This is a genomic window from Prescottella sp. GW823-FHT02E09, from assembly GCF_058797375.1.
Window position 1 is genome coordinate 165,782 of record NZ_JBXAJP010000009.1, and the last position, 12,036, is coordinate 177,817.

The 12,036-nt window shown below is 69.6% G+C and carries 10 protein-coding genes; 4 read left to right on the forward strand and 6 right to left on the reverse strand.

The window, feature by feature from the left end:
- Nucleotides 1-81: 81 nt before the first annotated feature.
- Nucleotides 82-1,428, reverse strand: coding sequence for an L-lysine 6-transaminase (gene lat, locus AC1RIF_RS21990; protein ID WP_492603480.1), 1,347 nt, complete (start codon nt 1,426-1,428; stop codon nt 82-84).
- 65 nt (nt 1,429-1,493) lie between these two features.
- Between lat and hglS the strand changes: the two genes are divergently transcribed.
- Nucleotides 1,494-2,747, forward strand: coding sequence for a 2-oxoadipate dioxygenase/decarboxylase (gene hglS, locus AC1RIF_RS21995; protein WP_492603481.1), 1,254 nt, complete (start codon nt 1,494-1,496; stop codon nt 2,745-2,747).
- Nucleotides 2,744-4,273 (forward strand): L-piperidine-6-carboxylate dehydrogenase, encoded by a 1,530-nt coding sequence (gene amaB, locus AC1RIF_RS22000; protein ID WP_492603482.1) that lies wholly within the window; start codon nt 2,744-2,746, stop codon nt 4,271-4,273. Before hglS ends, amaB begins: the two co-directional genes overlap by 4 nt.
- Nucleotides 4,274-4,636: 363 nt before the next feature.
- On the opposite strand, the gene AC1RIF_RS22005 is transcribed toward amaB, so the two are convergent.
- From AC1RIF_RS22005 to AC1RIF_RS22015, 3 genes are read right to left on the reverse strand one after another with little or no spacing between them, the layout of a single operon-like run.
- Nucleotides 4,637-5,464, reverse strand: a complete 828-nt coding sequence (locus AC1RIF_RS22005) for an SDR family oxidoreductase (RefSeq protein WP_492603483.1) — start codon at nt 5,462-5,464, stop codon at nt 4,637-4,639.
- The gene (locus AC1RIF_RS22010; protein ID WP_492603484.1) at nt 5,461-6,939 is read right to left on the reverse strand and encodes a flavin-containing monooxygenase; all 1,479 of its coding nucleotides are present in this window, start codon (nt 6,937-6,939) and stop codon (nt 5,461-5,463) included. Before AC1RIF_RS22010 ends, AC1RIF_RS22005 begins: the two co-directional genes overlap by 4 nt.
- On the reverse strand, nt 6,936-7,880 hold the full coding sequence (locus AC1RIF_RS22015; RefSeq protein ID WP_492603485.1) for a patatin-like phospholipase family protein: 945 nt from the start codon (nt 7,878-7,880) through the stop codon (nt 6,936-6,938). The genes AC1RIF_RS22010 and AC1RIF_RS22015 overlap by 4 nt, the downstream gene beginning before the upstream one ends.
- A gap of 61 nt (nt 7,881-7,941) precedes the next feature.
- Between AC1RIF_RS22015 and AC1RIF_RS22020 the strand changes: the two genes are divergently transcribed.
- Nucleotides 7,942-8,574 (forward strand): TetR/AcrR family transcriptional regulator, encoded by a 633-nt coding sequence (locus AC1RIF_RS22020; RefSeq protein WP_492603486.1) that lies wholly within the window; start codon nt 7,942-7,944, stop codon nt 8,572-8,574.
- Here AC1RIF_RS22020 and AC1RIF_RS22025 read toward each other — a convergent pair.
- Nucleotides 8,568-9,167, reverse strand: a complete 600-nt coding sequence (locus AC1RIF_RS22025) for a DUF8020 domain-containing protein (protein ID WP_492603487.1) — start codon at nt 9,165-9,167, stop codon at nt 8,568-8,570. The two genes, AC1RIF_RS22020 and AC1RIF_RS22025, sit on opposite strands and share 7 nt — an antisense overlap.
- A 232-nt stretch (nt 9,168-9,399) precedes the next feature.
- Between AC1RIF_RS22025 and AC1RIF_RS22030 the strand changes: the two genes are divergently transcribed.
- A complete protein-coding gene (locus AC1RIF_RS22030; RefSeq protein WP_492603488.1) occupies nt 9,400-10,515 on the forward strand; it encodes an N-formylglutamate amidohydrolase in 1,116 nt (371 codons plus the stop codon).
- Here the strand turns inward: AC1RIF_RS22030 and AC1RIF_RS22035 are convergent.
- Entirely contained in the window at nt 10,499-12,007 is a 1,509-nt protein-coding gene (locus tag AC1RIF_RS22035) for an acyl-CoA synthetase (RefSeq protein ID WP_492603489.1), read from the reverse strand. The genes AC1RIF_RS22030 and AC1RIF_RS22035 overlap by 17 nt on opposite strands.
- Nucleotides 12,008-12,036: the final 29 nt, after the last annotated feature.

Genomic DNA, 12,036 nt, shown 5'->3' on the forward strand with positions numbered 1-12,036 from the left:
ACCTCGACAATCGTAACGAGACCGCGCACCGGACCCGCCCGGCGCACCGTCGATGTGGTCCGAAACACCTGGATGAGGGTCTTAGGTCCTTACCGCGTCAGGGGTGAGGACCCGGTCGAGCGCGTCGACGGCCGCGTCGAGGTCGGCGATCGTCACGGTCAGCGGAGGCCGGAACCGGATGCCGCGCTCGCCGGTGGCGAGGAACAGGACGTGTTCACGCTCCCGCAGTTCGGTCACCACCCGATCGCGGTATTCGGGCGACGACAGCGTGATCGCGCACATCAGCCCGCGTCCGCGCGGCTCGGTCACCGCGTCGTGCCGGGCGGCCAGTTCCTCGAGTCGGCGCAGCAGGTGCGCACCGCACAGCCGGGCGCGGTCGATCAGCCGGTCGTCCTCGATCACCTCGAGGACGCGGCGGGCCCGGACCATATCGGTGAGGTTGCCGCCCCACGTCGAGTTGATCCGGGAGCTGACCTCGAAGACGTTGTCGTGGACCTCGTCGACGCGGCCGCCGGCCATGATCCCGCACACCTGGGTCTTCTTCCCGAACGCGACGACGTCCGGGGCGACGCCGAGTTGCTGGAACGCCCACGCGGTGCCGGTCAGCCCGCAGCCCGTCTGTACCTCGTCGAAGATCAGCAGGGCGTCGTGTTCGCGGCACAACTCGTGCATGCGGTGGAAGAACTCGGGCCGGAAATGGTGGTCGCCGCCCTCCCCCTGGATCGGCTCGGCGATGAAGCACGCGATGTCGTGGGAGTGTTCGGCGAACGCGCGACGGGCCTGCGCGAGCGCGTGGTCCTCCGCGGCCGCGACGTCCCGCCCGTCGGCGAGGTACGGCGCGTCGATGCGCGGCCACCCGAACTTGGGGAACCGCGCGATCTTGGCGGGGTCGGTGTTGGTGAGCGAGAGCGTGTAGCCACTGCGGCCGTGGAACGCCTCGGTCAGATGCAGCACCTGCGTCCCCAGCGCGGGGTCGAGCCCGCGAGCCTCGTTCAGTCGGCTCTTCCAGTCGAACGCGACCTTGAGCGCGTTCTCGACGGCGAGCGTGCCGCCGTCGACGAAGAACAGGTGCGGTAGCCCGGGGTCGCCGAGCACGCGCGCGAACGTGTCGACGAACCGCGCCATCGGGACGGTGTAGACGTCGGAGTTGCTGGGCTTGTTGATCGCGGCCGTCACGAGTTCGTGCCGGAACTGTTCGTCGTCGGCGAGTGCGGGATGGTTCATGCCGAGCGCCGACGACGCGAAGAAGCCGAACATGTCGAGATAGCACGTGCCGTCGCGGAGGTCGACGACGTGCGCGCCACGGGACGTCTCGAGGTCGAGGACGAGGTCGAACCCGTCCGCGAGCATGTGCGCTCGCAGGACGTCGTGAACGCGGCCCGGTGGCAGTTCCGAGTCACCGGCCGCGGGGCGGACCGCCGTGCTCATCCTCCAAGGCTACGTCAGCGTTCCGGCCCCCGGCGGCGCCTCGGGACTCGTACGATCGAGGTGCGATGGCCGAAATCCACGAACTACGGTCGAGATTCGCTGCGGCGCTGTCTCGCATGTACGGCCGCGAGGTGCCCGCCTACACGACCCTGGTGGAGGTCACCGAACAGGTCAATGCGGACTTTCTGGCCGGCCATCCGGATTCGGCGGAGCGCCTCGGCAGCATCGCCCGGGTGACGGCGGAGCGGCACGGCGCGATCCGGGTCGGCACCGTGGCCGAGATGCACGACGTCGCAGTCCTGTTCGCCGGATTCGGCATGTACCCGGTGGGGTTCTACGACCTGCGGGAGGCCACTCCCCCGGTCCCCGTGGTCTCGACCGCATTCCGTCCGATCGCGCCCGACGAACTGGCCCGTAACCCGTTCCGGGTGTTCACGTCGATGCTCACGACCGCGGACCGGCGGTTCTTCGACGCCGACCTGCAGCGCCGGCTCGACGCCTTCCTGGACCGGCGGCGGCTGTTCCCGGACGTGCTGCTGTCGCTGGCCCGCCGCGCGGCCGACGACGGCGGTCTGGACGAGCCACAGGCGCAGCGGTTCCTCACGCTGGCCACCGGGGTGTTCGAGCTGTCGGGCGAGCCGGTCGATCGCGGCTGGTATCGCGAGCTCGAACGCGTCTCCGCGGTCGCCGCCGACATCGGGGGCGTCACCAGTACGCACATCAACCACCTCACGCCGCGAGTCCTGGACATCGACGACCTGTACGCACGGATGTCGGCGCGGGGCATCGCGATGATCGACCGGATCCAGGGTCCGCCACGGTGGGACGGTCCGGCGGTGCTGCTGCGGCAGACGTCGTTCCGCGCGCTGGCCGAGCCGCGCCGCTTCCTCGAGTCCGACGGCTCGATCACCGACGGCGAGCTGCGGGTGCGGTTCGGCGAGGTCGAGGCCCGCGGGATAGCGCTCACCCCCGCCGGACGGGCACTGTACGACGAACTGCTGGCCGCAGATCCGTCCAACGAGAAGCACTTGCGGGACAAGCGGTTCCCGCGGTCCGAGGACGAGCTCGAGAAGCACGACACGGCCTACTTCACGTACCACGACGGGGTGCGTACGCCGATCGTCTACGAGGATTTCCTCCCGAAGTCGGCGGCGGGGATCTTCCGGTCGAACCTGGACGCCGACACCCCGGCGGCGACCGGCGAGGTGGGCACCACCTACGACCGAGTCTCGCTCGCGGCCGCGATCGGACGCGAGATCCACGACCCGTACGAGCTGTATCGGCGACAACAGGAACGCTCAGGAGGGACCGGATCATGACGCTTCCCGGCACCGGCACGTTGGCAGACCGCGCGATCGCGGCACTCGGGCGTTGCGGTGCAACACTTCCCGAGATCGTCGGCGATGCCGGCCCCGCCCCGCTCACGGCGCGCACCCCCATCGACGGCTCGGTTCTCGCGTTCGTGCACCCGAGCACGAACGCGGTCGTCGACGCGGCGGTCGGCCGCGCCCACGAGGCGTTCGCGACGTGGCGGACGGTGCCCGCGCCCCGGCGCGGGGCCGTGGTGCACCGGCTCGGGGAGTTGCTCACCGAGCACAAGGACGATCTGGCCGACCTGGTGACGCTCGAGGCGGGGAAGATCCGTTCGGAGGCGCTCGGCGAGGTGCAGGAGATGATCGACGTCTGCGAGTTCGCGGTCGGCCTGTCCCGCCAACTGTACGGCCGCACGATGGCGTCGGAGCGCCCCGGCCACCGGTTGTCGGAGTCGTGGCATCCGCTCGGGGTGGTGGCGGTGATCTCGGCGTTCAACTTCCCGGTCGCGGTGTGGTCGTGGAACACCGCGCTCGCGCTGGTGTGCGGCGACCCGGTCGTGTGGAAGCCGTCGGAGACCACGCCGCTCACCGCGATGGCGTGCGATGCGCTGCTGCGCCGGGCCGCGTCCGAGTCCGGCGCTCCCGACGGCCTGCATCACGTGGTGCTCGGGACGGCGGTGGTGGGCGAGCAACTCGTCGACGATCCACGCGTGGCGCTCGTCAGTGCCACCGGTTCGGTGCGGATGGGCCGGGCCGTGGCCCCGCGGGTGGCGGCCCGTTTCGGACGGTGTCTGCTCGAGCTCGGCGGCAACAACGCCGCGGTGGTGACACCGTCCGCCGACTTGGATCTGACGGTGCGTGCCGTCGTGTTCGCGGCCGCCGGCACTGCGGGACAGCGGTGCACGACGCTGCGGCGGTTGATCGTGCACCGCTCGATCGTGAACGACGTGACGAACCGGATTGCCGACGCGTACCGGCAGCTGCCCGTGGGTGACCCGTTCGACGACGGGGTTCTGGTGGGGCCGTTGATCTCCGGTGCCGCGTTCCACTCGATGCACGCGGCGCTGGACACCGCGCGAGCCGACGGCGGTGTGGTGGTGACCGGCGGCGAGCGGGTCGGCGGCGGTGGCTCGTTCTACGTGACTCCCGCGCTGGTGCGCATGCCGTCGCAGACCTCGATCGTGCGCGCCGAGACGTTTGCCCCGATCCTGTACGTCCTCCCCTACGACACCTTCGAGGAAGCGATCGAACTGCACAACGGTGTGCCGCAGGGATTGTCGTCGGCGATCTTCACCTCCGACCAGCGTGAGGCCGAACGATTCCTGGCCTCGGACGGCTCCGACTGCGGCATCGCGAACGTCAACATCGGCACGTCGGGCGCCGAGATCGGTGGCGCGTTCGGCGGCGAGAAGGACACCGGTGGTGGACGCGAATCCGGTTCGGACGCCTGGAAGGCGTACATGCGCCGCACCACCAACACGGTCAACTACTCCGACGATCTGCCTCTCGCCCAGGGGGTGGAGTTCGGCTAGCGGGAGTTTGCCGGTGTGAGGCCTCCGGCCCCGTGTTTACAGCCGAGACGATGACCGGATGAGTTCCACAGCACAGACCATGGTCGATGTGCACCTCGGTACCTCGACCGGTGAGGTGTTCTCGCCAATGTTGCAGTTACAACAGGATGATGGCGGCGGGCATACAAGTGCGGGGTAGCCACAGCCACTCGGGTTGCCTACTGGATATCTCCTCTGGCAGTCGCGTTGCGTCGTCGTGATACCAGGCGACGATCGACCATCCAGACCCTGCTGGCATCGTGACGATCGATGGGCTCACCGACTAGGGCGCAGCGGATCGACGGTATTGGTGACCCCCGGTGTACTGGGAGCGCCGATCCACGGTCACCGACCCTCGCCCCGCCGCAGCCGCGCGTCATAGTCGGCCCGCGCGGTGGGGTCGACGCGGGTGAGCGCCCGCTCACCGCCGACGACCCGTCGGATCAGCCGCACCAGCCGTTCCGGAGCCACGGCGAGCCCGACGTCGAGGGCCGCGAGGTAACCCGGGACGGGCGTCTCGGCGCGCCGGGTGCGGACGGTGCGCAGGACGGCGTCGGCGATGTCCTCGGGGTCCACGGTGGGCAGCCCCTTACCGAGCGGGATGCCCGACGTCAGCGTGGTGCGCACCGCGCTGGGCAGCACGGTCGAGACGCTGATGCCGTGCTCGGCGAACTCGAGGCGGGCCGCCGACGAGAGTCCCACGGCCGCATACTTGCTCGCGTTGTACACGGCGAGCCCGGGGATGGCGATCTTCCCCGCGAGGGACGCGACGTTCACGACGTGCCCGCGGCCGCGCGCGATCATCCCGGGCACCACGGCCCGCATGCCGTGGATCGGGCCCCACACGTTGACGTCGATCGTCATCTCACCGGTCGCGTCCGGCTCGTCCAGGAAGCCACCGACGGGCATCACGCCCGCGTTGTTGACGAGGATGTCGATCGGGCCCACCTCGGCGACGCAGGCATCCCACGACGCCCGCGATCGCACGTCGAGCACGTGGGCGGTCCCCACTCCGGCAGCGCTGTCCTGCGCCGCGACCAGGTCGATGTCGGCGAGCGCGACCGTCGCGCCGCGTGCGGCGAACGCCTTCGCGGTGGCGCGCCCGATGCCGCGCCCCGCACCGGTCACCAGCACGCGGGCGCCGGCCGGATCGATGTCGGGATATCTCGTCACGATGTCACCTTCTCCTCGGTGTCCGTCGACGTCAGGTAGGCCGATTCGTCGAAGTGCCGCAGCCTCTGCCGCATCCGCCCCGTCGACCACGGCCAGTTGAAGCTGTTGCGGCCGTTGACGTCGAGGAAGTAGCTCTGGCAGCCGCCGGCGTTGTAGACGGTGGTGGCGAGGGCCTGCTGCACCTCGGCGTTGAACGCGGCCTGCACCTCGGGCCGGGTGTCCATCCTGGTCCATCCGGCCGTCCGGGCGGCGCCGATCGCGGCCGTCAGGTAGTCCAGTTGCGCCTCGAGGATCATGAACGCCGACGTGTGCCCGGTGCCGAGGGCCGGCCCGAGCAGCACGAACGCGTTGGGGAATCCGGCGACGGTGGTGCCGAGATACGCCTGCGGGCTGCCCTTCCAGTGGTCGTCGAGGCTGCGGCCGTGGCCGTCGAACACCCGGGAGCCGATGGGCATGTCGAGGATGTGGAAGCCGGTCCCGAAGATGATGGCATCGACCTCTCGCTCGATGCCGTCGGCACCCACTACGACGTTGCCGCGCACCTGCTGCACGGCGCTCGCGTGCACCTCGACGTTCGGTCGGTTCAGCGCCGGGTAGTACGTGTTGGACATCAGTAGGCGCTTGCAGCCGAGCGTGTAGTCCGGCGTGAGCGACTTCCGTAGGCGCGGGTCGCGCACCTGCGCCCGCAGTTGCACGCGGCCGATCTGCTGGACCACGCGCAGGATCCACGGGTTGCGGAACCCGACACCGAGAGCCTCCATGATGCCGTACTGGATGCGCCGCAACGCCTTCGACGCTCCGGGTACCGCGGCCATCGCCGCGCGGACCGGGGCCGGCAGCGCGGTGTCGGGCTTGGGCAGCACCCACTGCGCCGTGCGCTGGTACAGGTGCAACTCCGCGACCGCCGGAGCGATCTCCGGCACGAACTGCACCGCCGACGCACCGGTTCCGACGACGGCGACACGCTTGCCGGTCAGGTCGTAGTCGTGGTTCCACCGCGACGAGTGGAACACCTCGCCGGTGAAACCGTCGAGCCCCGGAATGTCGGGGAGCAGCGGTTGGTTCCACGGGCCGGCAGCCGCGACGACCGCGTCGGCCGTGAACGTGCCGTTCGACGTCTCGAGCGTCCACCGCCGCGACGGCTCGTCCCACTGGGCGCGCAGCAGTTCGGTGTCGAACTCCACACGCTCGTGGACGCGGTGTGCGGCCGCGGTCCTCTCGATGTACTCGCGGATCTCGTTCTGCCCCGCGAACAGTCGGCTCCAGTCCGCGTTGGGCGCGAACGAGTACGAGTACAGCGCCGACGGCACGTCGCACGCGCAACCGGGGTAGGTGTTGTCGCGCCAGGTGCCGCCGAGGGCGTCGCCCTTCTCGAGGATCACGACGTCGTCGATTCCCATGCGCTGCAGCCGGATCACGGCGCCGATGCCCGAGATTCCGGCGCCGACGACGATCACCTCGTGGTGGCGGGTCATGCACGGTCTCCTGTCGTGAGGGCGCGTTCCACCGCGGTGCGGGTGCTGCGCAGCGAATGTTCGAGGGTCGCAAGCCGTCGGCGGTCGTCCATGAAGTTGGCGCCCATCACGGCGAGATCGTCGGCGGTCGCGTCGATCCTGACGACACGGGTACCGGACGCCGCCAGCGCCGCGCACTCCGCGTCGAGTCCGGTGCTCATCCAGTTCCGGAGCACCGCCCGTTCGAGGGCGGCTGGGCCGCGGCCGCGGATGCGACCACGGGACGCCATGGGCGCCAGCACGATCACCTCGTCGAGCCCGCGGTCGGCCAGCAGGTCGACCGACGCGGTGGACGCCGCGCCGCCGTCGACGTATCGCCGGCCGCCGATCCGGACCGGAGGCATCCAGCCCGGGATCGCCCACGATGCCCGCAGGGCCTCCGACAGGGTCGCGTGCGGCGCCCCCTGCGCACCGAACGCCACCCGCTCACCGGTGGCGTAGTCCATCGCGACCAGCCGGGTGTCGGGATGCGAGACCCAGCCGTCCGTGCCGAGACCGTTCGCGAGCCGGTCGAGCCAGCCCGCGTCGCCGCCGCCCTCCGGGAGCACCCCGCTGAGCCCGGTCACGGTCGGCAGGCCACGGCGCAGCAGTCCGGGCGAGCCCAGCCGCGGTCGCGGCAGCGGCGGGAAACGGCCAGGCGTACCCGCGAGATGTCCGGCGAGCACGGGATGCGTCGACTCGCCCAGCTGCATCGCCAGGATCTCGTCGACACCGACTCCGCTGCCCAGCATCGTCACCAGCTCGGCCCCGGCCGACGTGCCCATCAGGACGTCGGCGTCGCGCGGCTCCCAGCCGAACGCATCGCGCACCGCGACCAGCGCCGCGACCGTCCAGGCCGCCCCCAACGTTCCCCCGCATCCGATCACCACGCCACGACTGAGATGTGTGTCACTCGACGTCATAGTCAGAAGCTAACAGTATTCGAATACCGTCGGTACCCCAAATTTCGGAGAGAATGACCGGATGCCACGTTTGACCAGATCGGAGAGCCAGGCCCGGACCCGGGCCGACCTGCTCGCGACCGCCCGCGACCTGTTCCTGACCGACGGATACGCGGCGACATCACTCGAGAAGGTCGCCGAGACGGCCGGCTACTCGAAGGGCGCGGTGTACTCGAACTTCCGCGGCAAGAAGGAGCTGTGCCTCGAGGTCCTGGAGCTGATCCACTCGACCAAGTTCGAGGAGGTTGCCACCCTGCTCGCGGCCGACGACGGACTCGACGCCACACTCACCCGCTTCCAGCACTGGGCCGAACGGACACTCGGCGACGTCGACTGGACAATGCTCGAGTTCGAGTTCATCGCCGCCTCCCGCCACGACCCCGATGTCCGGGCCGCCCTCGCCTCGACGCTCGGCATGGCGCACGGAATGGTTCTGGCACTGCTGAATTCACTGACGGATTCCACCGGGTTCACCCTCCCGATCCCAGCCGACGACGCCGCCCGCAGCATCCTCAGTCTGGGTGTGGGTCTCGGTATCCAGCGCGCCATCGACCCCACCATCTCGGCCCGCATCGTCACCGACAACCTGCGCGCACTGCTCCGCCGGAGCTCGCCCCTCCCCGACTCCGAGGCGAGCGACCGGCCGGGTCAGTAGAGCGTGGCGATGAAATCGAAGATGGCGGGCTGTACCGCCGGGTTGTTGTTGTTGATTCCGGTCGCAGCACCGATCGCGCCACCGATCGCCGCACCGGGAATGCAGCCGACGAAGAGGAACAGCACACAGCCGACGACCGCACCGACTCCCGCGCCGATCTGCGCATTCATCTGACCGCCGTTGAACCAGCCCTGTTCGATCTGCCGGACCATGTTGTCGTAGGCGTCCTGGCGGGCGTCCACGTCGTGCAGCGCCGAGACACCCTGAGCCGGGATCGCCGGTGTGAGGGTGAGCCTGCCGCCGTCGACCGACGGGACGAGCGCGACGTCGGTACCGGCCACCGGGTACGTCAGCGGGATGGTGCCGACGGTGGTGCCGGTGGGATCGACGACGTCGACGACGTTGCCCGCGACCCGGAACGTGCCGGCGTCGAGCACCGTGTCGAGCGACGTTCCATTGGCACCGATCTGGGTCTGGTAGTGGATGACACCGGGACCGGGCGGAGGTCCGGGCTCCGCGTAGGCGGTGCTCGTGGCGACACCGAGAGCCGCGATGGCCAGCACGGACACGGCGGCTGTTCTGTGGAGTTTCACGGGGAGCTCCCCTCCTTGCAGGAAGACGGCCCCGACCTGGTCAAAGACCGTCCGGAACATCCACTAGACTAGTGAGTGGAGGCCGGTCTGTACGGCCTTACCGGGATTCTCGACCGAATCCCGAGCATCTTTGACGACGTGGCCCGTCGCCCGTTCGGCAGCGCACACCGCTGTCCGATTCGACCGCATTTCCCTACCGCTCCAGAGGATTCCGGGACGCTAGGGTCGAGCCATGACTGGCGCACCGCTGTTCGTCCCTGCAGGAACGGAATTCACGCCCGAGGACCTGGTGTTCTTCGCCGACCCGGACAATCGAACGCTCGACCAGGCGTTGGCCGAGGCGGATCTGCTGGTGAGCTGCCCGCATTCCGGCTACGCCGTCCCCGAGGAACTCGCACCGTTCCTCGCACCCGAGTTCACCCGTAGGCTCCAGTTCGATTTCACCGATATGTCCACCGGGCCGATCGTGCGCCGGTGGGCCGAGATCGACCCGCGCGTCGTGTACGTGGAGAACCCGCATCCGCGCATGATCCGCGATCCCAACCGGGCACGCCCCCGCGATCTCGAGGCGACGCTGCGCGAGGCGTTCGCGCGGGTACGGAAGGCCGGCCCGGGCAACCGGGCCGACCTCGGCGGAGTCGACGCCATCCGACCGGTGACGTTCTCGTTCCACCCGCTGCTGATCGAACCCACCGACGACGCCGGGTGGAAACGTCTGGCCGACACCTTCACCGAGGTCGCGGACCGCGGACTGGGTGTCTACGAGCGCACCCGCGACGGATTGGCCGACCGGATGGCGGAACTGGCGCTGCGCCGCGGCACCGACTTCACGACACTCTCGTTCCACGACACGATGAACCACACCACCCGGCGCGACGGCGCGGTGGACGTGCTGCGCGCCGAGCCGGATCTGCTCCCGGAGGTAGTGGCCCTGTCCAATCGCGGGGACCACGACGGCAATCCGCGCGGCGACGATCCGGTCACGATGGACCCCGCACGGATTCGCGCCCTCGCGCAGGCGCACCGGAAGGGCTTCGTCGACTTCACCGCCGATCCGGACGCCGTGCTGCTCAACCAGCCGTACCTGGGCAGCCAGGAGATCATCGCGGCCGCAGCACGTTTCGCGGCGCTGCGGCACCGTGCCGAGGCGGCCGGGGTGGTCCTCGGCGCGGTGCAGGCCGAGTTCCGGCGCGAGTTCCTGATCGGCGACGAGGCGACGGCCGAACTGATGGAGCCGGGTGTCGACTGGCCGGCCGCCGATCAGGACCGGATCGACCGCCTCGCCCACGCGTGCGCGGCGAGCTGGGCCGAGTACCGGAGCGAGTTCCCGCTCAGACCGTCCCGGTGACGAGGCGATCGCGCAGCGCGTTCTTCTGCACCTTGCCCGTGGCCGTCGTCGGAAGTGCCTCGAGGAACCGGACCCGGGTCGGCACCTTGAACCGTGCCAGCCGCTGCCGCGCGAAGGCGATGACGTCGTCCTCGGTGAGTGCGGCGCCGTCGGTCGGCACGACGAAGGCCACCGGGGTCTCGCCCCACTTCTCGTGCGCCGCCGCGACCACCGCGACGTCGCGCACACCGGGCATCTCCGCGATCGCCACCTCCACCTCGCGGGAGTAGACGTTCTCGCCGCCACTGATGAGCATGTCCTTCTTCCGGTCGACCAGGGTGATGAAACCCTCGTCGTCCACCCGAGCCATGTCCCCGGTGTGGAACCACCCACCCCGCAGCGCGTGGGAGGTCTCCTCGGGACGCATCCAGTACCCGGCGAACACGTTGTCGGCGCGGACCAGCAGCTCCCCGACCGTTCCGACGGGCACGTCGCGGTCCAGGTCGTCGACCAACCGCGTGTCGATACCGAAGAGCGGCCGGCCGATCGATCCGGCCTTCTCCCGCACGTACTCGGAGTCGAGCAGGGAGATCGACGGCGCGCATTCGGTCATCCCGAACCCTTCCCGGAACGGGATGCCGCTGCGGGCCAGGAAGTCCAGCACCGAAACGGGCGCGGGCGCACCGGACGTCAGGGCGCAATCGAGCGAGGACAGGTCGTAGCCCTCCAGATCGGGAACACCCATGACGGCCTGCCACATCGTGGGCACCAGCAGCAGTTGGGTCGCTCGATGCGCCACCACCGCGTCGAGGACCGCGACCGGATCGAACGACGGCATGATCACGTTCCTGGCGCCCAGATAGATGAAGGGCAGCGTGTAGAGCCCCAGCCCGCCGATGTGGAACATCGGCAGTGCCGTCACGGTGACGTCGGACGATCGCAGCCCGAACGCCGAGACGACGGCGGCCGCGTTCGCCCGCAGGTTCTCGTGCGTGATCATGGCGCCCTTGGGCCGCCCCGTGGTGCCGGACGTGTACATGATGACCGCCACGTCGTGTCGGTCCGTCAGTGCCGGCAACGGTTCCGGATCGGCCGCCGCCACGATCTCGTCGTACTCCGCCCCCAGGGCGACGACGTCACTCACCCGCACGCCCGGTTCGTTCACGGCCTCGGACGCCTGTGCGAACGCTCCGTGCACGAAGAGCAGTTGCGCGCCGAGATCGGCCAGTACATAACCGATCTCGGACGCCGTGAGCCGCACGTTGATCGGCGTGAAGATGGCGCCGAGCTTCGCCGCCGCGAAGAGGATCTCGAGGCATTCCACGGACGTGGGCACGACCGCGGCGATGCGGTCTCCGCGCCTGACACCGAACCGATCCCGTATCTGGTTCGCCAGCCGGTTCGTCCGGTCCTCGAACTCGCCGTATGTGCACGAGCGCTCGCCGGACACGAAAGCGACCTTGTCGCCGCTCAATTGGGCCCGCCGGGTGGCCCAGTCACCGATTCCCTGCATTGATCGACTCCTTCGACATAGTGTTCCGG

Excerpts from the sequence above, each read along its gene's own strand:
- AC1RIF_RS22010 (WP_492603484.1), bottom strand. The coding sequence starts at position 6,939 with ATGACCCGCCACCACGAGGTGATCGTCGTCGGCGCCGGAATCTCGGGC.
- hglS (WP_492603481.1), top strand. The coding sequence starts at position 1,494 with ATGGCCGAAATCCACGAACTACGGTCGAGATTCGCTGCGGCGCTGTCT.
- AC1RIF_RS22035 (WP_492603489.1), bottom strand. The coding sequence starts at position 12,007 with ATGCAGGGAATCGGTGACTGGGCCACCCGGCGGGCCCAATTGAGCGGC.
- amaB (WP_492603482.1), top strand. The coding sequence starts at position 2,744 with ATGACGCTTCCCGGCACCGGCACGTTGGCAGACCGCGCGATCGCGGCA.
- AC1RIF_RS22015 (WP_492603485.1), bottom strand. The coding sequence starts at position 7,880 with ATGACGTCGAGTGACACACATCTCAGTCGTGGCGTGGTGATCGGATGC.
- AC1RIF_RS22020 (WP_492603486.1), top strand. The coding sequence starts at position 7,942 with ATGCCACGTTTGACCAGATCGGAGAGCCAGGCCCGGACCCGGGCCGAC.
- AC1RIF_RS22030 (WP_492603488.1), top strand. The coding sequence starts at position 9,400 with ATGACTGGCGCACCGCTGTTCGTCCCTGCAGGAACGGAATTCACGCCC.
- lat (WP_492603480.1), bottom strand. The coding sequence starts at position 1,428 with ATGAGCACGGCGGTCCGCCCCGCGGCCGGTGACTCGGAACTGCCACCG.